This is a genomic window from Bradyrhizobium sp. ma5, assembly GCF_042258955.1.
Taxonomy (GTDB): Bacteria; Pseudomonadota; Alphaproteobacteria; order Rhizobiales; family Xanthobacteraceae; genus Bradyrhizobium.
In genome coordinates, this window is record NZ_CP170156.1 from 7751732 (window position 1) to 7776387 (window position 24656).

Below are 24656 nucleotides of genomic sequence, written 5' to 3' on the forward strand. Positions count from 1 at the left end.
TTGGTTTCCGGTCCACCATCCTATATTGGCCTCACCAAGGCCTTAACCCGTTTGCTTGACAGAAACTGCGCCAAGCCATATTTCCCGGCGCACAATTAGCACTCTTGCACAACGATTGCTAAATCCGCCGGGCGTCCTGCCTGGCGCCGACCGGGCCGGCATTCAACGCCGGTCTCGATGAACCGGACCTGAAACCGAGCCTCCAAGAGGGAACGTCATGGCTAAATCCACCTTCCGCCCACTGCATGACCGCGTCGTGGTCAAGCGTATCGATGCCGAGGAGAAGTCCAAGGGCGGCATCATCATTCCGGACTCGGCCAAGGAGAAGCCGTCCCAGGGCGAGATCGTCGCCGTCGGCCCGGGTGGCCGCGACGAGGCCGGCAAGCTGATCCCGATTGACCTCAAGGTCGGCGACCGCGTGCTGTTCGGCAAGTGGTCGGGCACCGAGGTCAAGCTCGACAACCAGGAGCTCCTGATCATGAAGGAGTCCGACATCATGGGCGTGCTGGCGTAAGCGCCACGACCAATTCGAGAGCGCCCAGTCTCTCCGCTGTCATGCCCGGGCTCGACCCGGGCATCCATCGCTCTTCGAAAGATGGATCGCCGGGTCAAGCCCGACGATGACGGGCGCGGAAGCGGCAAGCAATTCACAGACATTCCAGGAGTTCAAATCAATGGCTGCCAAGGACGTAAAATTCGCCGGAGACGCCCGCGACCGCATGCTGCGCGGTGTCGACGTGCTCGCCAATGCCGTGAAGGTGACGCTCGGCCCGAAGGGCCGCAACGTCGTCATCGAGAAGAGCTTCGGCGCTCCCCGCATCACCAAGGACGGCGTCACCGTCGCCAAGGAGATCGAGCTCGACGACAAGTTCGAGAACATGGGCGCGCAGATGCTGCGCGAGGTCGCTTCCAAGACCAACGACACCGCCGGTGACGGCACCACCACCGCGACCGTGCTGGCGCAGGCCATCGTCCGCGAGGGCGCCAAGTCGGTCGCCGCCGGCATGAACCCGATGGACCTCAAGCGCGGCATCGACACCGCGGTCGCCGCCGTGATCAAGGACATCGAGAAGCGCGCCAAGCCGGTCGCCTCCTCCGCCGAAGTCGCCCAGGTCGGCACCATCTCGGCCAATGGCGATGCCGCGATCGGCAAGATGATCGCGCAGGCGATGCAGAAGGTCGGCAACGAGGGCGTCATCACCGTCGAGGAGAACAAGTCGCTCGAGACCGAGGTCGACATCGTCGAGGGCATGAAGTTCGACCGCGGCTATCTCAGCCCCTACTTCATCACCAACGCCGAGAAGATGACCGCCGAGCTCGAGGATGCCTACATCCTGCTGCACGAGAAGAAGCTGACCGGCCTGCAGTCCATGCTGCCGGTGCTGGAAGCCGTGGTGCAGTCGGGCCGTCCGCTCCTGATCCTCGCCGAGGACGTCGAAGGCGAGGCGCTGGCGACGCTGGTGGTCAACCGCCTGCGCGGCGGACTGAAGGTCGCCGCCGTCAAGGCGCCGGGCTTCGGCGATCGCCGCAAGGCGATGCTGGAGGACATCGCGATCCTGACCGGCGGTCAGCTGATCTCCGACGACCTCGGCATGAAACTCGAGAACGTCACGGTCAACATGCTCGGCCGCGCCGGCAAGATCGTGATCGACAAGGAGAACACCACGATCGTCAAGGGCGCCGGCAAGAAGGACATCGACGCCCGCGTTGGCCAGATCAAGGCGCAGATCGAGGAAACCACCTCGGACTACGACCGTGAGAAGCTGCAGGAGCGCCTTGCCAAGCTCGCCGGCGGCGTTGCCGTCATCAAGGTCGGCGGTGCGACCGAGGTCGAAGTCAAGGAGAAGAAGGACCGTGTCGAGGACGCGCTGAACGCGACCCGCGCCGCGGTGCAGGAAGGCATCGTGCCGGGCGGCGGCGTGGCGCTGCTGCGCGCCAAGAAGGCGGTCGGCCGTCTCACCAACCCCAATGCCGACGTCCAGGCCGGCATCAACATCGTGCTCAAGGCGCTCGAAGCTCCGGTTCGCCAGATCTCGGAGAACGCCGGTGTCGAGGGCTCGATCGTGGTCGGCAAGATCCTCGAGAACAAGTCGGAGACCTTCGGCTTCGACGCCCAGACCGAGGAGTATGTCGACATGGTCGACAAGGGCATCATCGACCCCGCCAAGGTGGTGCGCACTGCGCTGCAGGACGCCTCCTCGGTGGCCGGCCTGCTGGTGACCACCGAGGCCATGGTCGCCGAACTGCCCAAGGACGCAGCGCCGGCAATGCCGGGCGGCGGCGGCATGGGTGGAATGGGCGGCATGGGCGGCTTCTAAGCCCTCATCACATCCGCATCGAGATCGAAGGCCGCCTCCGGGCGGCCTTCTTTTTTGCGATTTGATGACAATGGAGCTGTAAGGATCATCGCATGTCCCGCGACGCGAAATCCCTGACGTCAACACTCGTGCTGTTCTACGCGATCGGCGCGGTGCTCGCATTCGGCGCTTATGCCCTGGACAGCACCGATGATCTTGCGGTCGTCTTGACCTTCTGGATCAAGCAGACGTTGACGTTTGTCGTCCTCAGCGCCGCCTATTGCATTTATTACGTCATTTCCGGTTCGACCGGTCATCGTCCAAAAGCGCCGCTGCGGTTTCTGGACATATCGTTCCTGGCTGCCGCGGCCACGCTCGGCGTCGGCATGCTGATGCACAGTTGAGTGATCTTTGAAGCGGCGTCCAATGTTCGCTTTCGCCCGCGACGGGGGCCGCGATGCTTGGCACCACCGTCATTGCGAGGAGCGATAGCGACGAAGCAATCCACTTCTCCGCTTGCGGAACCATGGATCGCTTCGCTCGCAATGACGTGGATAGAGCTATGGACGGTGCCTATCGCGCTTCAAGCGACGCAGATGTCAGCCACCGCCACCTTCTGGAACAGATGCGGCGATGCGACCGCCGAAGCCGGATAGGCGGCGAGCTTGGCCCTGAACTCGGGGTTCGCAAAGGCGGCGCGGAAGGCCGCGGTCGATTCCCACACCGCGTAATTCAGATAGGCCGGGCTGTCGCCGAGCGCGCGGTGCAGCTGGGTCGAGATGAAGCCGGGCTGCCGCTTCATGATGGCGGCGTCGGCCTGCCAGGCCTTCAGAAAAATCTCCACGTCGGCCGCATCGAGCGTGAAGAGGTTGACGAGCACGACGTTGCTGGCTTCGACCGCGAGCTGACGGTCGATCGGGAATGCGGGGTCGAGGGGGCGCATCTGCGGCATGGCTGGCTCCGTTGATATGGTGCTATGATGTCATTTCGATCAGATGGATACATATGATATTGACATCACGATGTCAATATCAGCATATGGTGACAAATGCCGCAAACCAAACGAACGCCGGCCGGCGAAGCCCTGAGCGACCTGATTCTCGACCTGTTCAGGCTCAACAGCCTGCTGTTCACCGCCGGCGACCGGATGGTGGCCGGACTTGGCCTGACCAGCGCGCGTTGGCAGATCCTCGGCGCCATCGTCACCACAGAACGCCCGCAACCGGTCGCGTGGCTGGCGCGCGACCTCGGCGCCGCCAGACAGAACGTGCAGCGGATCGTCAACGACCTGCGACGGGACGGGCTCGTCACATTCGAGACCAATCCGCATCATCGCCGCGCCCAGCTCGTCGTGCTGACCGAGAAGGGGCAGCAAAGCTTCGACGCGGCGATGCGCCTGCAGCTGCCCTGGGTGAACGGCCTTTCCGACGGGCTGTCGATGAAGGACATCGAAACCGTGAGTCGCGTCGTCAGCACGCTGCGCGGCAGGCTGGAGAGCGGCCAGGAACCCAACGATCGCACATGACGGCGATTCTGGAAGCGCCGCCGTTAGGCGGCCTTCTTTTTTGGCCAATGACACGGAGGTTTGCTAGTTACGACGGAACCGATTCTGCCCTTCGAGGACTTATCGTATGCGCGCGCTCCCGCTCCTGCTGCTCGGTCTTGCCGTCGCCTCGGCGCCTGCTCTCGCCCAGATGAAGCTGCAAACCAAGCCAGCACCGTCGAATGGCCCCGAGACGCGCTATTTCACGTCGATCGACGGCCTGATGGACGGCAATGCCGACGTCGTGCTGAAGGAAACCCGCCAGGGCAAGGCCGTGACCGCGGCCGTGCTCGACGTCTGCTATCCCGCCGACAAGAGCTCGGACCGCAAGGACCGCTTCGTCGCTAACCTGACCGTCAACGGCCAGACGCTCTCCGGCACCGCCCAGAGCGTCGCCGACAAGCAGCCGATCACGGTCAAGCTCAACCGCAAGCAGTCCGGCGACAGCTTTGAGTTCCGCGGCCAGATCACGATCGGCCAGACCGTCACCGAGGTCGCCTCGACGGACAATTCCGATCTCAGCGAAAAGGAATTCCAGGACAACCAGGCCACCGAGGACGGCATCACGCCGCAGCCGAAGGACTTCACCGACGTCTCGCCGGAAGCGATCGGGGTGCGGGTGAAGCTCGACGCCGCGGCCGATTTCCTCAAGAACCTGAAGGGCGAGGCTGCCGAGATCGGCAGCTCGAGCCTCGCCGTGACCTGCGATGCGATGCGCTCCGGCGAGCAGACCCTCAACCTCACCGTCGATCCCGAGCACGCCGGCGCGCTGCTAGCCAAGGTGAAATCGACGCCCGGCGTGACGGCGGCCGGCTGGACCAGCGGTGTGGTCGAGATGGACCGCACCATCCGCTTCGCCGCCGCCGACTGGCGCGACGGCGACAAGATCAACAAGGACAAGCTCGCAACTGTGATTTCCAATGTGCTGGCGAGGACGCTTGCGGCAAAGCCCGCCTCCGCGACCTGGAACGCGAATACCGGCAAGCTCAAGCTGGTGCTGAAGCGGCCCAGCGCGATCTACCCTGCGCTCGGCCTCACCCAGAATTACGAGGTCACCGCCCTCGTTTCGCCCGACAAGCCCGGCAGCTCCGACAAGCTGATGCTGTGGGTTTCGAGCCCCACCGTTTCGACGTCGGACGACAGCGCCGGCGCCAAGCTCAATCTGTCCGACGATTCCAGCAGCGACGAGGAAGGCAGCGAGGCCAAGGACGACAACGGCGCGATCGACGCGCTGCTCAAGGAGTTCAAAGGCCAGCGCTGGGACGCCGACAAGTCGGTGTGGCGCTGAGGTCGGCGCGCCGCTTATTCAGGCTGCCCTCGTCTTCAGCGTCACCACGTTGTTGCGCGCCATCTCGGGAGCTGCGTCCGGGCCGGACTGAAGCATCCCGTCGCTTCTGACGAACAATTCGGAACGAAGATCGATCGCGGTGCGATCGAGCAGCGCCCGCAGTTCGGGACGAAGTCCGTCGCCGCGCAGCGCGGCGATCGCATTGAAGTTGCGCATGATGTTCTCCTGTGTGATCGCGAAGAGGTTTCGCGTTCGTGTTGCGCGCGCCACCCGCTTCCCGATTGCGCGGCGACATCCGAGAAGCGGCGCTAAGCGCCATATCGACCAAGCGGAATCTCGTCTGAACGCCGACGCCACGCCCGATCTGGAATCGGGTGGCACGACACCCGTCTCAAGATGCCTAATGCGTTCATCGACACAGCGCCGGTCGCGATACCGGCAACACGCAAATGGAGACGATCCGATGTCAGATGAAAACAAGAGCATCGTAGGCCGGTGGTTCGAGGGCTTTTGGGGAAACCCATGGAATCCGCGCATCATCGATGAGCTCGCGACACCCGACATTGTCGTGCACTACCCGATGCACGAACCGAAGAAGGGCCGCGCTGCGGTCACGCAATTCATCACCGAGTTTCGTGAAGCGTTTCCGGATCTCAATTTCTGGGGCGTCGGCGATCTCGTCGCGGAAGGTGATCTCGTCGTCGGCCGCTGGGAAGGTGGCGGTACGCACACGGGGCCTGCCTTCAGCGACTTCCGCCTCGGCTCGCTGCCCGCGGCCTCCGGCCGCAAGATGACGTTCGCCGGCACGACCGTACTGCGCGTGCGGGACGGACGGATCGCCGAGGAGCTCGGACAGGAAGATGCGCTGACCGCCATGCTGCAGCTCGGCCTCATCCGCTTGCCTGAACAGAGTGGCTACGCCGGGTGAACCGGCGCTTCATCGACGATCGCATCGCGGCTACCCGAACGCACATTCCATGCGTCCGGGTAGCGCGAGCGATCGGCTCAGTGAAATTGAAGCGCTCTAATCCGCAGGCTCGCTGGAGTCATTCCAATGTTGCTGCGCCGGCTTGGCATCTCCCGATGCGGCGCCAGCGCAACCTCTCCGCAACAATTGTGCATCAAGCTGGAAAGATCAGGCACGTCGTCGTGCCATGCGCGAGCAATCGCCCCTTCTCGTCGGTCACCCTGCCCTCCGCGGTGCCGACGCGGCGACCGCAATTGAGCACATGGCCCTCGGCCCGGATGAGCCCGGTGTCCGGCGTGATCGGCCGCACCAGCGAGATCTTGAATTCGAGCGTGGTCTGGCTCGTTCCGGCATCGAGCGTCGACTGCACCGCAAGCCCCATGCAGCTGTCGAGCAGCGTCGCGGTGAGCCCGCCATGCACGGTGCCGGCCGGATTGAGATGCGCATCCGTCGGCAGCAGCGTGACGACGACGCGGCCGTGCTCGGCCTCGGTGACATCATAGCCGAGCGTCCGCGCGATGGTGTTGAGCGGCAACGCGCCAGAGGCGAGCCCTTGCACGAATTCGAGGCCGGTCATCTCAAGTTTCTGTTCGGCACTGACGGTGCCGTAGCTCTTGGCCATTGCTGATCTCCTTCAGGCTCATTGCATCGTGATTTTTTGCAGCCGCTTCCGTCGCAGCGACGCGGGCGAGCGGCCGTAGAGTTTTGCGAATGCGGCGTTCATGCGCCTTGCGCTGGAGAAGCCGGCGCGCTGCGCGACCAGGGAGAGCGGGAGATCGCTGCCGTCAATCAGGCGCTTAGCGCGCTGCCCGCGCACTGAGAGCGCGACCTGCAGCGGCGAGGCTTCGAGATGCTCGGCGAACAGCTGCGACAGATGCCGCGCGCCGATACCGAGCCGATCGGCCAGCGCTTCGACATTGCCGCGATCGAGTGCGCCCGCTTCGATCAGCGCCAGCGCGCGCTCGACCGTCGTCCTGGTGCCCTTCCATGCCGGGCAGAACGGCGCTGCCTCGGGACGGCAGCGCAGGCAGGGCCGGAAGCCGGCGCGTTCGGCCGACGCGGCGCTGCCAAAGAACCGCACATTGCGGGCGAGCGGCGTGCGCGCGCGGCACACTGGGCGGCAATACACGCCCGTCGTCCGGACCGCGACGAACACGACGCCATCCCAGGCCGGGTCGCGGCGCTGAAAGGCTGCATACTGGGCGGCGAAGTCGAGCATGCAAATCGCTATAGCGGCGGCCGCGCGCCGCGGCGACCCGCTTTGCGGTGACGGCGTCCGGAAACGACCGCTTGGGGCTAGAGACGCTTGGTCATGAACAGGCTGAGCGGATCCGGCGCGTAGTCCCCGAACGGCGGACATTCCTGGTAGCCGGCGGCGCGATAGAGCCCGATCGCCTCCGGCTGCCGGATTCCGGTCTCCAGGCTGATACGCGCCATCTTCCGGTCGCGCGCGGCGTCCTCCAGCGCGTCGAGCAGGCGGCGGCCGAGCCCGTGCCCGCGCGCATCGGCACGCACGAACATCCGCTTCATCTCGGCATGACCGGGCGCGATGAGGCGGAAGGCGATCGAGCCGAGCACCTCGCCATCGCGCCGCGCGACGAGGAAGACGGTGTCCGGGGCGGCCAGCGTCTCGACGGCGGCGAGGTGATTGCTATCAGACGGATACAGCGCCCGCATGTGGTCGTCCGACAGATCTATCAGCTGCCGCACGTCCGCATGTCGCGGGTCTTCGGCGGCAATGCTGATTTCAGAATTGTGCATCTCTGGCCCAATGCAGAGTCGTCGTCGCGATTGTCGGCCGCCCTCACCGTCCCGTCAAACTACGGGGACTGCGACCAAAAGACTTCGTGCTGCCGCAGTTCGGTCACCGAAAATTAAGGCTCGATTTAGTTTCGGGGATCATCCTTTGCGTCACCGAACACAGGTCACGCCATGCAAGACCGCGAGCCGATCAGTCCTGGGAGCATCTGGCCAACGGATGTGACGGAGGGTCATTCGCCGGCGCAGACGGCGGACCTCTGGGACGTCTCAGGCGAAAATCACGACGCCAGCCTGCTGCTGCGGGAGCCGTTCGCCGACCGGATCGGCACCGCGCTGCTGGCAGCCACGGCATTGGCCGCAAGCTTCGTGCTGGGATGGACCGGCGGCGCCAACTGGCATGACTTTGCAGCTCCCGCCCCCGTCCCGGTGGCCCAGAAGGAAGCGCCTGTCCCGCACGTTGCGGAGGCGCCACCGAGCCGAAAGAGCGAGAGCCCGCGCCGGACCGCCTCCAACGCCGACCCCGCCGTCACCGGCAGCATTCCCAAATCGGTAGCCAATCCACGCCCGCAGGTGGTCGGCGCCGCGCCGACGACGCTGAACGCGCAAGCCATGGCGCTGGGGCCGAAGCAGCCCCCGGCGACGCCCCCTGAGACCCGGCCGAGCACCATCCCCGGATGGTCGGTGGTCGAAGTCCGAGACGGCACCGCCGTGCTCGAGGGGCCGGAAGGCGTCAAGATGGCCGCACGCGGCGACGTCGTCCCGGGCCTTGGCCGCGTCAATTCCATCGTGCGCTGGGGCAATCGCTGGATCGTCGCTACCGCAAGCGGATTGGTCGCGACGCCCTGAGCGGCGACGCGATGTGCGTTAGTTGCTGTTGATCACGAAACGCAGCGACTTGCTTCCCACGAACGTGACCTGATCACCCTGCCGCCGCCAACTCGTCGTGTCGCCGAGCGCAGCCAGCAGATCCTTGTCGGCCTGCACCCGGTCCGGCGTGCAGCTGCGGTTCTCCATCGCGCCGGGAACGAACACGATGCTGTTGCCGGCAACCGAGAACTGGCCCTTGCCGCCGTCGCACCACAGCTCGAGGATCACCTCGCCATTGTCGCCGACCTCGATCGAGGGAATCCGCTTGGAGCCCGGCATGCGCGCGGCATCGAGCGTCATCACGAAGCCGAACGGGAATTCTTCCTGGGCCTGCACCGGCCTCGCGCCAAGAGCCGCTGCAGCCAGCGCCAATGCGGCCATGCCGCCGTTCAGAATCCGCTTCATCGAGATCATGCCATTCCCAGCGATTGCAACGCCGCCCTTGTATGGGACGAGGCTGCGATTGGCCAGAATGGCAGGGCGAGAAAAAGCGCTTGAAAAGCAAAATCCCCGCGGGCTCGCACCCGCGGGGATCTCCGTTTGGGCGACGCCTCGCCTCTTTATTTCAGAACCATCGCCGTGAACGGGTAGACATAGGCCTGCAGGGTCACGAACAGACCGACCAGGCACGCCAGCACGATCGAGTGCAGGAACACGTAGCGCAGGATCGATCCTTCGTGGCCGTACCAGTTGGTCGCGGTGGAGGCGACCACGATCGATTGCGCGTCGATCATCTTGCCCATCACGCCGCCCGAGGAGTTCGCGGCCGCCATCAGGATCGGCGGCAGGCCGAGCTGCTCGGAGGTGATCTTCTGCAGATTGCCGAACAGGATGTTGGACGAGGTGTCCGATCCGGTCAGCGCCACGCCGAGCCAGCCAAGCAGGGTGCCGAAGAACGGGTAGAGCACGCCGGTCGCGGCGAAGGCGAGGCCGAGCGTGGCGTCGACGCCGGAGAGCCGGGTCAGCGTGCCGATCGCCAGCATCGCCGAGATCGTGATCAGCGAGATCGCGCACAGGCGGATGGTGCGGCCATATTCGGCGATCAGCTTGAGCGGCGAGAAGCCCATCAGGAGACCCGAGATGATCGCGGCGATCAGCAATCCGGTGCCGGTGAACGACAAATAGGTGAAGCCGAACACTGCACCTTCCGGCGTCGGCTTGGGCACCACCGGCGGCACCTTGAAGATCAGCTTGTCGAGGTCGGGGACCGGATAGTTCCAGACGAAGTTGGCATTCGCCCAGGCCTTGAAGGCGCCGTTGCCCCAGATCAGCATCAGGATGCAGACGATGATCCATGGCAGCAGCGCGCTCCACAATTCGCCCTGGGTCAGCGGCGTCTTGTCGAGCGGCTTGGCGGCCGCCATCGTCGCCGCCGATTCATCGCGGCCGCGCAGCGCGGGCGACAGCCAGAGCTGACGCGGCTGCCAGACCTTGAGGAACAGGATCAGCGCGCCCATCGAGATCAGCGAGGCGCCGATATCGACGATCCAGGGATTGATGTAGTTCGAGATCACGAATTGCGGGACCGCGAACGACACGCCGGTGACCAGGATCGCCGGCCAGACTTCCTTCATGCCGCGCCAGCCCGCGAACGCCCACACCACCCAGAACGGTACGATCAGCGAGAACAGCGGCAGCTGCCGGCCGACCATGGCGCCGAGGAGGTAGGGATCGAGCCCGGTGACCGAGGCAAGGCCCTGGATCGGCGTGCCGAGCGCTCCGAAGGCGACCGGGGCGGTGTTGGCGATCAGCGACAGGCCGGAGGCTGCGAGCGGCGAGAAGCCGAGCCCGATCAGCACCGCGCCGGTGATCGCGACCGGCGTGCCGAAGCCCGAGGCGCCCTCGAAGAAGGCGCCGAACGAGAACGCGATGAGAAGCAGTTGTAGGCGGCGATCCTCGGTGACGCCGCCGACCGCGCGCTTCAACAGCTCGAACTTCCCGCACCTCACCGTGACCTGGTAGAGGAAGATGACGTTGAGCACGATCCAGCCGATCGGGAAGAACCCGGTGACGATGCCGAGGATCGATGCGCGGATCGACATCCCGGCCGGCATCGTGAACACGAAGATCGTGATCAGGTTGGTCACGATCACGGCGATGATGGCCGCGATGTGCGCCTTCACCTTGCCGCTGGCGATCAAGACCAGCAGCGTGACCACGGGAATGGCGGCGGCTAGCGTCGACAGCCCTGCATTGCCCAGCGGATTGTAGATTTGATTCCAGGTGCTCATCTCGGGATCCTTCCCACATTCTTATGCAGCGCCCCGGCCTTGCGTGCAGGCCGGCGCGCTGGTGCGATTGCGGGAGTCCGTCGGAAAGATTGCAGCCCCGGCTCGCGAATGAACGATCGGTAAGGATCGCTCACATCCTCGCGAAAAATCGAAGGTCCCCCGCCCCTCGCCGTTGTCGTCATGCTAGGGTTGACTCGCTTGCCGGGACAAGCCAACGCTTGCATGCCAGGCCTACGACTTTAGTCGAGGTGCACTGCGATTGTCCCGATTCTTCAGGCCGTTGCGGCCGCTTCCCCGGAGACGATAATCTGTGAACAACATTCGCTCGACGCTCGCAACGGTGTGGCGCATCGCCTCGCCCTATTTCAATTCCGACGACAAATGGGCAGGCCGCGGGCTGTTGGCCGCGGTGGTGATACTCGAGCTCGCCGCCGTCTTTCTCACCGTGCTGTTCAACCGCTGGAACAATGTTTTCTACAACGCGCTGCAGGAGCGCGATCAGGCGGTCTTCACCTATCAGATCGGCTATTTCTGCGTGCTTGCAACGTTCTGGATCGGCCTGAAAGTCTACCAGCTCTATCTCAATCAATGGCTGCAGATCCGCTGGCGGCGCTGGATGACCACGCGTTATCTCGGCGGCTGGCTGCACGATGCCAACCACTACCGCATGCAGTTGCTCGGCGACGCGGCTGATAACCCGGACCAGCGCATCGCCGACGACACCCAGCGCTTCGTCGAACAGACCCTGGCGCTCGGGATCGGATTGCTGAGCGCCGTGGTGACGCTTGCTTCCTTCGTGTTCATCCTGTGGGGCCTTTCCAATCAGGCGCCGCTGCATTTGTTCGGCAAGGACCTCGCGATTCCGGGCTACCTGGTGCTGGGCGCGCTGGTCTACGCGATCCTCGGAACGGTCCTGACCCATTTGATCGGCAGGCCGCTGGTCGACCTTAACTTCCGTCAGCAAAGGTTCGAAGCCGATTTCCGCTTCAACCTGGTGCGGACCCGCGAGAACGCCGAGCAGATCGCACTGCTGCACGGTGAGCCGGCCGAGCGCACGCGATTGCTCGATCGCTTCGGTTTCGTGGTCGGAAACTGGCTCGACATCATGCAACGAACCAAGAAGCTGACCGCGTTCACCTCGGCCTATTCGCAAGCCGCCGTGATCTTCCCCTACGTGCTGATCGCACCGGCCTATTTCGCCAACAAGATTCAGCTCGGCGGCATGATGCAGACCGCGTCCGCCTTCAGCAGCGTGCAGGATTCGCTGTCCTTCTTCATCTCGGCCTACCGGACGCTGGCTGAATGGCAGGCGGTGGTCGCACGTCTTGACGGCTTCGAGAAATCGATCCGCGGTGGCGATGCACTCGCGCAGCGGCAGGACATCATCCACGTCAAGCCCACAGCCGGCGACACGATCGATCTCGACGATCTCCTGGTCACGCTGCCGGACGGCAAGCCGCTGCTCGCGGCTGACGGCTTCAGCCTTCGCGACAATGAACGCACCCTTGTCACCGGTCCCTCCGGCGCCGGCAAGTCCACGCTGTTCCGCGCGATGGCCGGCATCTGGCCGTTCGGCCGCGGCGCAGTCCAGGTCCCCGCCAACGCCAGCCTGATGATGCTGCCGCAACGTCCCTATCTGCCGATCGGCTCGCTGCATGATGCGGTGGTCTATCCGGGCCAGGCTGCGAGCTACGATGCGGGACGGGTCCGCGACGTCCTCGCCGCGGTCGGACTGCCGCAGCTCGCGGCGCGACTCGAGGAAGAGGCGCACTGGAACCGGATGCTGTCGCTCGGCGAGCAACAGCGGCTCGGGATCGCCCGCGCGCTGCTGCATGCGCCACAATTCCTGTTCCTGGACGAGGCGACGGCCTCGCTCGACGAGCCGTCGGAGGCCGCGCTGTACCGACTGATCGCCGAGAAGCTGCCCGGCACCACGGTGGTCTCGATCGGTCATCGCGCGACGCTCGACGCGTTCCACCAGCGCAACGTGTCGCTGGTCCGCGACGGCGATCGCTTCACCTTGCGTGACAAGGTCAAGGCCGCCGCGTCGTAGGCGAGCCAACTTAGCTGCGAACGCGAACAGCCGGCCCGGAAGACAGTCGGCTCCCTCTCCCGCTTGCGGGGGAGGTGCAGCCAGTCTGCCGCTTCAGTCTCGTCATCACCCGCGCCCGCAAAACAAAAGGAGCGGCAGATTGCTCTGCCGCCCCCCGTGATCCTCGGGTGAGGAAGTTACTTCAGGTTGGACATCGCGGTCAGGTCGACCGAGAGCTTGGCGATACCGGCCGCGCCGCACCAGTTGGAGCCCGTGCCGAGCGGATTGATCGGGGTCACGTTGTTGGTGCCGCCCGCGGTATAATCGCTGGTGAAGGCGCTGCAATTACCCTTCGACAGGTCGGTGTCGGAGTAGCGCAGATCGAGCGTGAACACCTTGTAGGTGAAGCCGATGCCGATGTTCCAGGTGTTGTAGTCGGCATACTTGATGCCGTTCGGGAATGCCGGAACGCCGTAGAAGCTGTCGGAGGTGCCGAGCCACTGCCGGCCGAACTCACCCGACACGTACATGCCGACGCCGCTGGTGCCGAACACGGTGCTCGGCGCGGTGTACTTGCCGATGATCGAGGAGTAGTTGCCCCAGGCGCCGGTGTTGAGGAAGTTGGGCGAGTAGTACTCGTTGATGGTGAACGCCCAGTTGTCGTTGATGGTCCAGGTCGCCTTGCCGTAGACTTCGAAGAACGAGACGTCCTTCTTCATGACGTTGCCGTTCGGCAGGAAGTTGAGGGCGCACTCGGCGCCGACCGCCTTGCCGGCGGTGTCGAACGGCGCGCCGAAGTAGCAGGTTCCACCCGGATACAGGTAACCCCAGACACCGATGTCGAAGGCGAAGGCGCCGAAGGTCGGGCGGATACCGCCGTAGACGTCGACTTCAGCCGCGGCGCGGTTGGCGAAGGAGATGCTTTCGGTCGAGGTGCCGATGTAGAGCTGCAGGTCCTTGTTGACGTTGTAGCGCGGCTCGAAATAGGCGGTGACCGACGGATTGTGGTTCGACTGGGTGACGCCGCGGAACACGTAGTCACTGACGATACCTGCACCGAAGGCGATGTCCCAGGGATCGAAGGGAGCCGGCGGCGGCGCCTTGACGGCCTTCACCGCCATGTCAGCTGCCATTGCCGAGCTCGAAATCATTGCTAGCGCCGTTGCTAACAAAGCCAGTTTCTTCATGACGATCCCCATCTACTTTTCCAGACAGCCCAGCTCCGGTGGCCCCCCAGGGCGCGCGATAACGGACTGCAACTCAATCGCGTGTGCTCAATCTGAAACGCACCCCCATTTTGGAGAAGGCGAAAAGACATGCATCTGCCGACTTTTTAGGCGTTCTAGCAGTCTCGCCATACGTTGGTTGACGGGTGTTGCATTTGCACCACAAGGCTGAGGCTCAAGTTCCGGTTGAACGACGCGCCCAATCCGGAATTGCGCAACGGTTTGACGCGCTGCGGGCGGCGCCGGCGGCGAATCGTGTCTCCGCAATATTACGGACCACCGGCACGGAAAAAGCCGCAGCGGCGTCCGCTGCGGCTTCGATCAGGTGAACCGATAGAAGGTTCGGCTAGTGGTGCTCGCTGTCGGAAGTGCCCCAGCTCGGCGCCGGCTCGTGGCTCGGCGTGGCCCAGCTCTGGGCCGGCTGCGGCACAGGCTCCGGGGGTGCTGCGACCGGGGCAGCCGGCTTCGGCGCGGCGGCCTTTTTCGGAGCGCTCTTCTTGGCGGCCTTTTTCGCAGCCGGCTTCGCGGCCTTCTTCGGCGCGGCCTTCTTCGGAGCAGCCTTCTTCGCAGCTTTCTTGGCTGTCTTCTTGGCTGATTTCTTCGCCGATTTCTTTGCAGACTTCTTCGCGGCCTTCTTCGCGGTCTTCTTGGCCGACTTCTTCGCGGACTTCTTCTTCGCCGCTACCGCCTTCTTGGCCTTTTTGGCCTTCTTGCTTTTCTTCGCCTTCTTCGACTTCGCCATCGTGGTCCTCCTGTTGCCGCTGATTAGAGTCCACCGCGTATTGAAGTGATCGCTTGCCGGTCAGCAGCTGCACCTCGGGGAGAGGCACCCTCCACTTCGCTTGTCGGGCATGATGGCCGCGCGATCGCTTCGCGTCTGTGGCAGGGAAGCGCCGGTCCTTCAGTTTGCGTCAGGGCAAGGCTGGGGTCCGGATCATGCTCGAATGGCAGTCGATCAATTCAATCCTGGCCGGGGACCTCCTGTCGCCCAATCGAGAAGCTCAATCGTGTGCACCACAGGAACTGACGTACCGCCGGCAATCTGAACCATGCACCCAATATTGCCCGCAGCGATCATGTCCGGTTTGACAAGCGCAATATTGGCGACCTTGCGATCGCGCAATCTGCTCGCAATGTCGGGCTGGAGAATGTTGTAGGTCCCCGCCGAACCGCAACACAAATGGCTCTCAGGCACATCTTTCACCACGAATCCATTCTTGGAAAGCAATTCTTTCGGAAGTTGAGTGATTTTCTGTCCATGCTGCAACGAACAAGCCGAGTGATAGGCGACGGTGATGTCGCCTTTCTGCGTTGAAGGCGCGAGCTCGAGAGCTGAGAGATACTCGGTGATATCCTTTGCCAGCGCGGAGATTCGCTTGGCCGGCTCGGCGAATGTTTTGTCCTCGCGCAGCAGGTAGCCGTAGTCCTTGACAACTGTCCCACAGCCCGAGGTCGTCACCAGAATGGCGTCGAGCCCGTTCTGGTCCGCTTCCCTTTGCCACACCGAGATGTTGGCGCGAGCGCGCGCCAGCGCGTCGGCATCCTGTCCCATGTGATGGGTCAGCGCGCCGCAGCATTGCTCGTCCTTGACCAGCACCACCTCGACGCCGTGCCGGGTCAGCATATTGATCGCGGCCTGATTGATGCGCGGCGCCAGCACCTGCTGGGCGCAGCCCTGCAGCAGCGCGACCCGCCCACGCCGCCGGCCGGTCGCCGCAAACACGGTTCCCGCAGCCGGCCCCGGCCGCGGCAGGCCGCGCGGCGCCAGCGCCAGCATGGCCTTGATTCGCCGCAGCAGGCCCGGGCTCGCCGCACCGACCGACGGCGTTGGCAGCAGCGCCGTGAACGGACGGGCGAGCCCGGCCAGGATCATGCTGATCCGGAACAGGCCCGGCCGCGGCAGCACGTAGGCAAGCACCGATCGCAGCAGCCGCTCGGTCAGCGGCCGTTCGTAATCCCGCTCGATCCTGACCCGGGCCTGGTCGACGAGGTGCATGTAGTTCACGCCCGACGGACAGGTGGTCATGCAGGCGAGGCACGACAGGCAGCGGTCGATATGCTTGACCACATCCGCCGTCGGCGGCTTGTCCTTCTCCAGCATCTCCTTGATCAGGTAGATGCGGCCGCGCGGACTATCGAGCTCGTCGCCGAGCAGCACATAGGTCGGACAGGTCGCCGTGCAGAAGCCGCAATGCACGCAGGCGCGCAGGATCTGGTCGGCTTCCTTGATGTCGGGATCGGCAAGCTGCGCCAGGCTAAACTCGGTCTTCATGCGCCCCCGCCTCGAATCATCCGGCCGCGGTTGAGGACCGACCTCGGATCGAAACTCGCCCTGATACGTTCGCCGAGCGCGGCGAGCCCGGCCGGCTGCGGCTGGAACACGTCGACCGCGCGGCGCACGTCCTCAGTGGCGCGGATCAGGGTGGCATGCCCGCCGACTGCCTCGACCTGGCCGCGGACCAGCGCGGCCTGCGCGTCGTCGCCCGGCGGCACCGCGGCCCAGATCAGCCCGCCGCCCCAATCGTAGATCACGTCGCCGCCGGTTAAGCGCGACAGCGCCTGGCCCAGCGCGCCGCCCGAGGCCGGCGGGCAAACGATGCGCCACACCGGCGAGGCCCCGAGCGCGCCGTTCGCCGCAAACGGCACCACGTCGCGCAGCGCGCTCCAGATCAAAGCCGACGCGTCGTCAGCGAGGCTGTCGACCGTTCCATAGGACGACAGTGCCTGGCTCAGCGAGGCCGCGCGGTGGGCCGCCGACGCCGAAATTCCCTCGAGCCGCACCAGCGTGACCGGCTGGCCGGAGGCTGCGAGGCCAGCGAGTGCGCCGGTCCCGGACCGCAACGCCGAACCGGGCAGATGCGCCGCGCCCGACACGTCGAAGGGCGAACCGAGCGCTGCCGTCATCGCCTTGTTGGCGGCGACGTCATCGAGCCCGCGCAGCACCAGCGTGCGCTCGGCTTCCGGCTTCGGCATCACCTTGAGCGTCACCTCGGTCATGACCGCGAGCGTGCCCCAGGAACCGGTGAGCAGCTTGCAGAGATCGTAGCCGGTGACGTTCTTCACCACCCGCCCGCCGGTCTTGAAACTGTCGCCGAACCCGGACACCGCATGGGCGCCGAGCAGGTGATCCCGCGCGCCGCCGGCCTTGATACGGCGCGGACCGGCAAGGCCGGCGCCGATCATGCCACCGATCGTACCGGCTCCCGCGGTGCCGAGCAGCACGGACATGTCCATCGGCTCGAAGGCGAATTGCTGGTTCTTGGCGTCGATCAGCGATTGCACGTCGGCGAGCGGCGCGCCGGCCTGCACGGTGATGATCAGCTCGTTCGGCTCATAGGAGCTGACCGCGTTCAGCACCGAGACGTCGAGCACCGCATTGGTCGCCATCGGATGGCCGATGGCGCGTTTCGATCCATGACCAATGACCTCGAGCGGCTGCTCGCTGGCGACAGCCGCGCGCACCACCTCTTCGACGTCCTGGACGTCTCTGACTTTCAGCGTTTCCACCCGCTAGTCGGTAACGAAATTTGGCTCCGAGATCAAATGCGACGAACCCCACCGTCGCAACGTCGACGGAATGGCCCGGGAGCAGGGCTTGCCGCCCGACCGCGGCGGGAACGGCGGTCGGGCCGCCGTGATCGAGGTTTTGGCCACATCGCGCATCCTGCGTAAGCGGAGACGCAACACTTCGACCAATGTCGAACCATTTTCACGACATCGACATTTCGACCGTGGCCTAACCGAGTGCGCGGCACGATCCCCTATCTGTCGCGGTGCGGTTCGGCCGGCACGACGGTTGGCGCAAATCATCTGGAGGCGATCATGAAACGTTCGGAAGGCACGACCACGACGATGATGCTCACCCGACGATCGGCCATCGGCTCGTTCGCCGCGATCATGACGATCGCCGGCGTCTCGCCCTGGGCCGGATCGCAAGCTCGATCGGAGCAAAGCAACGGAGGAATGCAAATGAAGCACTATGCGATGAGCACTCGAACCATCAGCGACGTGATCAACACGTCAGGCCTTCTGGTGGTGGCGCAATGGGAAGCCAAGGAAGGCCAGGCCGACAAGGTCGCGGCAATTCTCGACGGTTTCCTGCCCGAGGCGCAGAAGGACCCCGGCACCAAGCTGTTCCTGATCGGCCGCGGCAAGGACAATCCGGCGCAATTCCTGTTCTACGAATTGTTCCAGGACGAAGCGGCGTTCAAGGCTCACGCGGAGAGCGCCTACTTCAAGACCTACATCGCGGAGCAGGCACTGCCGCTGCTCGCCAAGCGCGAGCGGACGCAATACGTATTGCTGTGAGCGACGGCGCCGCGGGGAGGATACCAATCCCTCCCCGCGCGCAGATCAGATCGATGCGCCGCTGTTGCCGAACCTTGCGCGCAACCCGACCCGCTCGGGCGACCTGCGCCAGAAGCCGATGATCGAAATCCGAGACCGAATTCGCAGCAAGTAATGGTTAGGGGTTACCGGCCGGAAAGAACGATCGGTCGAACCGGATTGATCGGCCCTGGCTGGACGACAGCCTCTCGTTCGGCCTGCTCGGGCGACTTGCGCCAGAAGCCGACGATCGAAATCCGCGACAGCACCGCGACCTCGAACGTCTCGACATGGCCGCGGAGCCCCAGCGCGTGTTTCTCGACGAGATGCCAGGACGCGACGGCGACGCCGAAGGCGAGTGGCAGGCTGATCAGGATGTTGAGATACCAGTGCTGAACCGGCGGGCCGAACGCGGCAACGCACTGCTGGATGACGAACCCATAGAGGTAGAGCCCGTAGGAGTAATCGCCTGACGATACGATCCAGCTCCGCCGGGGATTCATCAGGCCGAGATAGCACGCGGCATAGGCGGCTGGCACCGGAGCCAGCGCGTCGCCGCGACCCGTGGCCATCCCGGCGGCGCACAGCAACAGCGCGACCAGGAACGCCGTGCGGTTGAACGGCACCTTGTCGCGCCAGAGATAGAAGCCGACACCGGCAAGGAAGCAGAACACCAGAAGATGCGGGCGAAGCTGGATCGGCACCTCCTCCCAGCGGTAGACGTCGTAGCTCACCAGCGCGACCTGAACGATCACCAGGAACACGAGGTACGTCACCCTGTTGAAGCAGATCGTGGTCACCGCGAGCAGCGCCAGGATCACGTAGCACCACAATTCATACGGCACCGTCCAGAGCTGGGCATTCACCACGTCCGGCATCGGATTGTGCAGGAAGACGCCCGGCAGCTCGTAATGGATGTCGCCGACCATGTTGAGAAAATAGGCGTGGAATTTCGGGTCGGCGACATACTGCGCCAACGGCAGTTCGGTGAACACCGAGCCGATGATGACCGCCGACAGCGTCGTCTCGACCGCGAGCGCGGGCCCGATCCGAAGCACGCGCAGGCCGAGGAAGGAGATCAGGCTCTTGCACCGCTGCAGGCTCGCCGTCACGAGGAAGCCGCTCAACGCGAAGAACAGCGCGAGGATCATCGCGATCAAGATGCGGAACGAACCCAGGATTTCCAGCGCCCGGCCAAGCCCGAGCGTCACGTTCAGGCTGTGCAGGCAGATGATCGATACCGCCAGCGCGATCCGCATGTAGTCGAAACCCGCGGGCCGATTGCGCGAAAGCGCCAGCTGATCAGCCAGGCTGGGCATCGATGTGGTCCCGAAGACATGCATCTTGGGAAAATACCGGGGAACAGTTGAAGGTCGTGTAAACGGGTGGCCGCCGCAATTGCAGCGACGCGCAACGGCAGCCCTGACGGCTTGCCACGGCCACCGCGGCAAGCATCGGTTAAGGTTATCGGTTGGCTAGCGCGATCAGCCAAATTGGATTGATCGGCAAGGCGCTCGCAATTTCCCCACGTCCGCTTGCGGCCGACGCCGATGCATGTTGGCCTTGGGGCCAATAGCCGGCGCGGCACCTGATGCCCCAAAAGGACTGGCCGGCGCTGTCGCCATTCGGCAACCGGTGATTTCAATCGCGGCTCAACCGCCGCAGGAGAACCGCCACCATGAACATCAAGCCAACAGCCATCGCGCTGCTCGCGATGATCGTGGCTCCGCAGGCGCGCGCCGCAATGCTCACCGACGCCGAGGCGACGTTCCTCGACCAGCTCGCCACCGCGGCCGCGGTGCTCGAACAACGATGCACCGGCTATGAAGCCAATGGTGCCGGCGGCGTTCAGCTCGGCGCCACGCTTCTCGGCAGCCCCGACGCCGCCATGGCCATGATCGGCGCCTTTGACGCGGCCATCAAGGCCAACGATGGCAATGACTACGATCCGCGCAAATTCCGTCCCGAGGTGTCCGAAGCGGCCGGCAAAACGTTCAAGCGAGTCCGGGCGGAGTTGATAGCTGACCCCGAACGGGCCTGCGCCGCCTATGGCGATGCCAGCGCGGCGCGCGGCCTGGTGAGACGGTACTAGAACCGCGGGATATCCGGGAAGGCCAGCTTGCCGGCGTGGACATGGACGCGGCCGAGTTCGGCGCAGCGATGTAGGGTGGGAAACACCTTGCCAGGGTTGAGCAGGCCCTGGGCATCGAAGGCGCATTTCAGCCGCTGCTGCTGGTTGAGATCGATCTCGGTGAACATTTCGGGCATCAGGTCGCGCTTCTCAATGCCGACGCCATGCTCGCCGGTGAGCACGCCGCCGAGCTCGACGCAGCAACGCAGGATGTCGGCGCCGAACGCTTCCGCCTTCTCGATCTCGCCCGGCTTGTTGGCATCGTAGAGGATCAGGGGGTGCAGATTGCCGTCGCCGGCGTGGAACACATTGGCGACGCCGAGGCCATATTTCTCCGAGAGTTCGCGGATCCGCGCCAAGGCCTTGGGCAACGCGCCGCGCGGGATCGTGCCGTCCATGCAGAGATAGTCCGGCGAGATCCGACCGACCGCCGGGAATGCCGCCTTGCGGCCGGCCCAGAACAGATTGCGCTCGGCCTCCGAGGTCGAGATCTGGCAGGAGGTCGAGCCGCAGCCTTGCGCGATCGCCTCGACCCGCTTGATCAGCTCGTCGACCTCGACCTGGGGACCGTCGAGCTCGATGATCAGGAGCGCCTCGACGTCGAGCGGATAGCCGGCGTGGACGAAGGCCTCCGCGGCGTGGATCGCAGGCTTGTCCATCATCTCCATGCCGCCGGGGATGATGCCGGCGCCGATGATGGCGGCCACGCATTCGCCGGCCGCCTCGACCTCGGCGAAGCCGACCATCAGCGCGCGGGCGGTCTCCGGCTTCTGCAGGATGCGCACCGTGATCTCGGTGATGACGCCGAGCAGCCCCTCCGAGCCGGTGATGATGCCCATTAGATCGTAGCCGGCATTCTCGGCCGATTTGCCGCCGATGCGCAGGATCTCGCCCGACATCAGCACGATCTCGCAGCCCAGCACGTTGTTGGTGGTCATGCCGTATTTCAGGCAGTGCACGCCGCCGGAATTCTCCGCGACATTGCCGCCGATCGAGCAGGCGATCTGCGACGACGGATCGGGCGCGTAATAGAAGCCGGCATGGGCGACCGCCTGGCTGATCGCAAGGTTGGTGACGCCGGGCTCGGTGACAACAACGCGGTTATCGAAGTCAATCTCGCGAATGCGCTTGAACTTGCCGAGTCCGAGCAGCACGCCATCGGCGAGCGGCAACGCGCCGCCGGATAGCGAGGTGCCGGAGCCGCGCGGCACCACCTTGATGCCCTGCGCTTGGCAATATTTGAGGACCTTCGCGACCTGCTCGGTGGTATCGGGCAGCACCACGACCATCGGCGGCTGCCGATAGGCGGTCAGGCCGTCGGATTCATATGCTAGCATTTCGGCGGCACTGTCGATCACCCCCTCGCCCGGAACGATTGCGCGCAACGCGGCGACGATTTCGGCGCGGCGGGCAAGGACGGCCTGATCGGCCGCCGGCATCATGATGGACATCGCTGTTTCCTCGGAGCGCTCAGCGCGCTTTGCGGATTTGTTACGACAAATCAATCAGGTCTGCACCTGTTTCAGTCACCCTGTTTCAGTCACCCCGGCCGAAGGTCGGATTGCCCCGGCCCGCAAGGGCGAGTTCTCTCTCGGACAAGCGGGCGGCCATGAAACCTGTCAAGGTTTCGTGGCTTGTCCTGTCCAAGCCGGACATGCCACAAACCAAACACTACCCCCCGGGACGAAACGAAGAGAACCCCATGAACCTAAAGACCTTGAGCGCGCTGGCGGTCGTCACATCGCTGGCCACCGCATCCTCCGCGCTGGCGCAGGATGCCGCCGCCGGCAAGACCTCGTTCAACAAATGCCTCGCCTGCCACGCGATCGGCGAAGGCGCCAAGAACAAGGTCGGCCCCGAGCTCAACGGCCTCGACGGCCGCCACTCCGGCTCCGCGCCGGACTACAATTATTCCGATGCCAACAAGAATTCCGGCATCACCTGGAACAAGGATCAGTTCCTCGAATACATCAAGGACCCGAAGGCCAAGATCCCCGGCACCAAGATGGCATTCGCCGGCATCAAGAACGAGACCGAGGCCAACAATCTGTGGGCCTACGTGTCGTCGTTCGACAAGGACGGCAAGCCGAAGTAATCGGCGGTATCGGACGTCGTCCGCCCTGTGCAAATGCCAGGGCGGACGGGGAAGGCTTTCTGATTTGAGCTGCCGCCGCGGTCAGCGCGGCAACAGATTGGTTTTGGCGAGATCGACCACCTCGTCGCCGCGGCCGCTCATCACGGCGCGCAGCACCCACAGGCTGAAGCCCTTCACCTGCTCCAGCGTGATGGTCGGCGGCATCGACAATTCCTGCGTCGCGGTCACGACGTCGAGCACGGCCGGGCCGTCATGTGCGAAGACGCCGCGGATCGCGCCCTCGAGCTCGCCGGGATCCTCCACCCTGACGCCGTGAATGCCCATGGCGCGGGCCATCGCCGCGAAATCGGGATTCTTCAGGTCGACGCCGGTCTCGATGAAGCCCGCGGCCTTCATCTCCAGCGCGACGAAGCCGAGCACGCTGTTGTTGAAGATCACGACCTTCACCGGAAGCTTTGCCTGCGTCAGCGTGATCAGATCGCCCATCAGCATCGCAAAGCCGCCGTCGCCGGACATCGACACCACCTGCCGCCCCGGCTGCGCCGCCTGCGCGCCGATCGCATGCGCCATCGCATTGGCCATCGAGCCATGCACCCAGGATCCGACCAGCCTGCGGCGGCCGTTCATTTGCAGATAACGCGCGGCCCAGATCGTCGGCGTGCCGACGTCGGCGGTGAACACCGCATCCTCGCTCGCCTGCTCGCTGAGCAGCCGCGCCAGATATTGCGGATGGATCGGCTTTTGCCCCGGCTTGCCGCGGGCGAGATCGTCGAGGCCGGCGCGGGCGTCCTTGTAATGCGCGAGGCTGGCGTCGAGAAACTTGCGCTCGGTCTTGACCGTGAGCTTCGGCAACAGCGCGGCGATGGTCTCGCCGACGTCACCGACGACGCCGAGATCGAGCTTGCAACGGCGGCCGAGATTTTCCGGGCGGAGATCGACCTGGGCGATGCTGATGCCGGTCGGGAAGAACTGCTTGTAGGGAAAGTCGGTGCCCAGCATCAGCAGCACGTCGCAGCCATGCATAGCGGCATAGCCGGAGGAGAAGCCGATGAAGCCGGTCATGCCGACATCGTAGGGATTGTCGTATTCGACATATTCCTTGCCGCCGAGCGCATGCACGATCGGGCTCTTCAGCGTCTCGGCGAGCTTGAGCAGGCCATCATGCGCGCCGGCGCAGCCGCGGCCGCAGAACAGCGTGACGCGCTTCGCGCCATTGAGCAGTGCGGCCAGCGCGTTCAATTCGGCTTCGGCCGGGCGCACCACCGGCACGGGCGGCAGCAGGCCCGCATTCGGCGCGATGTCGCGCTTCGGCGCCGGCCGCATCGCGACATCGCCAGGCAGCACCAAAACCGCCACGCCGCGTTTGCCGACCGCGGCGCGGATCGCGTTCTCCAGCATGTAGGGCAGCTGCGCCGGATCCGACACCAACTCGCAATAGTGGCTGCATTCGCGGAACAGGTCCTGCGGATGGGTCTCCTGGAAATAGCCGCCGCCGATCTCGGCCGACGGGATCTGTGCCGCGATCGCCAGCATCGGCGTGCGGCTGCGATGCGCGTCGAACAGGCCGTTGATGAGATGCAGATTGCCCGGGCCGCAAGAGCCCGCACACACCGCGAGGTCGCCCGTGATCTGGGATTCGGCGGCGGCGGCGAAGGCCGCGACCTCCTCATGGCGCACATGCAGCCAGTCGATCGTGCCGCGTTTGCGCAACGCCTCGGTCAAGCCGTTGAGGCTGTCGCCAACGACACCGTAGATGCGCTTCACGCCAGCCTGGGCAAGGGTTTCAGCGATGAGGTCGGCGATGTTGTCGATCCGCATGAGGCTTGTCCTTTGGGTGAGATCTATCGGGCCGCGCAGCCGCATGATGTTCGGCAGGATGCGACTGCGCAAGC

At 64.6% G+C, this 24656-nt stretch carries 25 protein-coding genes; 11 read left to right on the plus strand and 14 right to left on the minus strand.

Going from position 1 to position 24656, the window contains the following annotated elements; all coding sequences use genetic code 11:
* Positions 1–217 precede the first annotated feature (217 nt).
* The 3 genes from ACE103_RS36545 to ACE103_RS36555 all read left to right on the plus strand — a co-directional run bounded on the left by ACE103_RS36545 (position 218) and on the right by ACE103_RS36555 (position 2701).
* Positions 218–514 (plus strand): co-chaperone GroES, encoded by a 297-nt coding sequence (locus ACE103_RS36545; RefSeq protein WP_018269780.1) that lies wholly within the window; start codon positions 218–220, stop codon positions 512–514.
* A 160-nt stretch (positions 515–674) separates the two neighbouring features.
* Positions 675–2318, plus strand: coding sequence for a chaperonin GroEL (groL, locus tag ACE103_RS36550; RefSeq protein WP_375776950.1), 1644 nt, complete (start codon positions 675–677; stop codon positions 2316–2318).
* Positions 2319–2410: 92 nt separating this feature from the next.
* Positions 2411–2701: a hypothetical protein gene (locus ACE103_RS36555; RefSeq protein WP_375776951.1), complete on the plus strand. Its 291-nt coding sequence runs from the start codon at positions 2411–2413 to the stop codon at positions 2699–2701.
* A 179-nt stretch (positions 2702–2880) separates the two neighbouring features.
* Here the strand turns inward: ACE103_RS36555 and ACE103_RS36560 are convergent, their stop codons facing one another.
* The gene (locus ACE103_RS36560) at positions 2881–3249 is read right to left on the minus strand and encodes an antibiotic biosynthesis monooxygenase family protein (RefSeq protein ID WP_375776952.1); all 369 of its coding nucleotides are present in this window, start codon (positions 3247–3249) and stop codon (positions 2881–2883) included.
* A 96-nt stretch (positions 3250–3345) separates the two neighbouring features.
* On the opposite strand from ACE103_RS36560, the gene ACE103_RS36565 reads away from it, so the two are divergent.
* Both ACE103_RS36565 and ACE103_RS36570 read left to right on the plus strand, forming a co-directional pair.
* Complete coding sequence (locus tag ACE103_RS36565; RefSeq protein WP_375776953.1) at positions 3346–3822, plus strand: MarR family winged helix-turn-helix transcriptional regulator; 477 nt, start codon at positions 3346–3348, stop codon at positions 3820–3822.
* A gap of 106 nt (positions 3823–3928) precedes the next feature.
* Positions 3929–5128, plus strand: a complete 1200-nt coding sequence (locus tag ACE103_RS36570) for a hypothetical protein (protein WP_375776954.1) — start codon at positions 3929–3931, stop codon at positions 5126–5128.
* Positions 5129–5146: 18 nt separating this feature from the next.
* Here the strand turns inward: ACE103_RS36570 and ACE103_RS36575 are convergent, their stop codons facing one another.
* Positions 5147–5344: a hypothetical protein gene (locus ACE103_RS36575; protein WP_375776955.1), complete on the minus strand. Its 198-nt coding sequence runs from the start codon at positions 5342–5344 to the stop codon at positions 5147–5149.
* Here ACE103_RS36575 and ACE103_RS36580 point away from each other — a divergent pair.
* Complete coding sequence (locus ACE103_RS36580; RefSeq protein WP_375776956.1) at positions 5343–6056, plus strand: ester cyclase; 714 nt, start codon at positions 5343–5345, stop codon at positions 6054–6056. The genes ACE103_RS36575 and ACE103_RS36580 overlap by 2 nt on opposite strands.
* A gap of 193 nt (positions 6057–6249) precedes the next feature.
* On the opposite strand, the gene ACE103_RS36585 is transcribed toward ACE103_RS36580, so the two are convergent.
* The 3 genes from ACE103_RS36585 to ACE103_RS36595 all read right to left on the minus strand — a co-directional run bounded on the left by ACE103_RS36585 (position 6250) and on the right by ACE103_RS36595 (position 7856).
* Complete coding sequence (locus tag ACE103_RS36585) at positions 6250–6717, minus strand: PaaI family thioesterase (protein WP_375776957.1); 468 nt, start codon at positions 6715–6717, stop codon at positions 6250–6252.
* 18 nt (positions 6718–6735) lie between these two features.
* The gene (locus ACE103_RS36590; protein ID WP_375776958.1) at positions 6736–7314 is read right to left on the minus strand and encodes a bifunctional transcriptional activator/DNA repair enzyme AdaA; all 579 of its coding nucleotides are present in this window, start codon (positions 7312–7314) and stop codon (positions 6736–6738) included.
* 77 nt (positions 7315–7391) lie between these two features.
* Positions 7392–7856 (minus strand): GNAT family N-acetyltransferase, encoded by a 465-nt coding sequence (locus tag ACE103_RS36595; RefSeq protein WP_375776959.1) that lies wholly within the window; start codon positions 7854–7856, stop codon positions 7392–7394.
* Positions 7857–8075: 219 nt separating this feature from the next.
* Between ACE103_RS36595 and ACE103_RS36600 the strand changes: the two genes are divergently transcribed.
* Positions 8076–8702, plus strand: a complete 627-nt coding sequence (locus ACE103_RS36600; RefSeq protein WP_375776960.1) for a hypothetical protein — start codon at positions 8076–8078, stop codon at positions 8700–8702.
* Between the two features lie 18 nt (positions 8703–8720).
* Here the strand turns inward: ACE103_RS36600 and ACE103_RS36605 are convergent, their stop codons facing one another.
* Together ACE103_RS36605 and ACE103_RS36610 are read right to left on the minus strand one after the other, a co-directional pair.
* The gene (locus ACE103_RS36605) at positions 8721–9128 is read right to left on the minus strand and encodes an META domain-containing protein (protein WP_375776961.1); all 408 of its coding nucleotides are present in this window, start codon (positions 9126–9128) and stop codon (positions 8721–8723) included.
* Between the two features lie 155 nt (positions 9129–9283).
* Positions 9284–10954, minus strand: coding sequence for an L-lactate permease (locus ACE103_RS36610; RefSeq protein WP_223967120.1), 1671 nt, complete (start codon positions 10952–10954; stop codon positions 9284–9286).
* A 310-nt stretch (positions 10955–11264) separates the two neighbouring features.
* Here ACE103_RS36610 and ACE103_RS36615 point away from each other — a divergent pair, with 310 nt between their 5' ends.
* On the plus strand, positions 11265–13007 hold the full coding sequence (locus tag ACE103_RS36615) for an ABC transporter ATP-binding protein/permease (protein WP_223967118.1): 1743 nt from the start codon (positions 11265–11267) through the stop codon (positions 13005–13007).
* A gap of 176 nt (positions 13008–13183) precedes the next feature.
* On the opposite strand, the gene ACE103_RS36620 is transcribed toward ACE103_RS36615, so the two are convergent.
* From ACE103_RS36620 to ACE103_RS36635, 4 genes are all read right to left on the minus strand, one after another.
* Positions 13184–14173, minus strand: a complete 990-nt coding sequence (locus tag ACE103_RS36620; protein ID WP_223967116.1) for a TorF family putative porin — start codon at positions 14171–14173, stop codon at positions 13184–13186.
* Positions 14174–14558: 385 nt separating this feature from the next.
* Positions 14559–14954, minus strand: coding sequence for a histone (locus tag ACE103_RS36625; protein WP_375776962.1), 396 nt, complete (start codon positions 14952–14954; stop codon positions 14559–14561).
* A 213-nt stretch (positions 14955–15167) separates the two neighbouring features.
* The gene (gene glcF, locus ACE103_RS36630) at positions 15168–16484 is read right to left on the minus strand and encodes a glycolate oxidase subunit GlcF (protein ID WP_375776963.1); all 1317 of its coding nucleotides are present in this window, start codon (positions 16482–16484) and stop codon (positions 15168–15170) included.
* A complete protein-coding gene (locus ACE103_RS36635; protein ID WP_375776964.1) occupies positions 16481–17719 on the minus strand; it encodes an FAD-binding protein in 1239 nt (412 codons plus the stop codon). The genes glcF and ACE103_RS36635 overlap by 4 nt, the downstream gene beginning before the upstream one ends.
* 315 nt (positions 17720–18034) lie before the next feature.
* Here ACE103_RS36635 and ACE103_RS36640 point away from each other — a divergent pair, with 315 nt between their 5' ends.
* Positions 18035–18520 carry a putative quinol monooxygenase gene (locus ACE103_RS36640; protein ID WP_375776965.1) on the plus strand — a complete coding sequence of 162 codons (486 nt, stop codon included), beginning with the start codon at positions 18035–18037 and terminating at the stop codon, positions 18518–18520.
* A gap of 164 nt (positions 18521–18684) precedes the next feature.
* On the opposite strand, the gene ACE103_RS36645 is transcribed toward ACE103_RS36640, so the two are convergent.
* A complete protein-coding gene (locus ACE103_RS36645) occupies positions 18685–19857 on the minus strand; it encodes an acyltransferase family protein (protein WP_375776966.1) in 1173 nt (390 codons plus the stop codon).
* A 359-nt stretch (positions 19858–20216) separates the two neighbouring features.
* Here ACE103_RS36645 and ACE103_RS36650 point away from each other — a divergent pair, with 359 nt between their 5' ends.
* Entirely contained in the window at positions 20217–20630 is a 414-nt protein-coding gene (locus tag ACE103_RS36650; RefSeq protein WP_375776967.1) for a hypothetical protein, read from the plus strand.
* Here ACE103_RS36650 and ACE103_RS36655 read toward each other — a convergent pair.
* The gene (locus tag ACE103_RS36655; protein ID WP_375776968.1) at positions 20627–22120 is read right to left on the minus strand and encodes an FAD-linked oxidase C-terminal domain-containing protein; all 1494 of its coding nucleotides are present in this window, start codon (positions 22118–22120) and stop codon (positions 20627–20629) included. The two genes, ACE103_RS36650 and ACE103_RS36655, sit on opposite strands and share 4 nt — an antisense overlap.
* 251 nt (positions 22121–22371) lie before the next feature.
* Here ACE103_RS36655 and cycA point away from each other — a divergent pair, with 251 nt between their 5' ends.
* The gene (cycA, locus tag ACE103_RS36660) at positions 22372–22764 is read left to right on the plus strand and encodes a cytochrome c-550 CycA (protein ID WP_375776969.1); all 393 of its coding nucleotides are present in this window, start codon (positions 22372–22374) and stop codon (positions 22762–22764) included.
* Positions 22765–22845: 81 nt separating this feature from the next.
* Here cycA and poxB read toward each other — a convergent pair whose 3' ends face one another.
* Positions 22846–24582, minus strand: coding sequence for a ubiquinone-dependent pyruvate dehydrogenase (poxB, locus tag ACE103_RS36665; protein ID WP_375776970.1), 1737 nt, complete (start codon positions 24580–24582; stop codon positions 22846–22848).
* Positions 24583–24656: the final 74 nt, after the last annotated feature.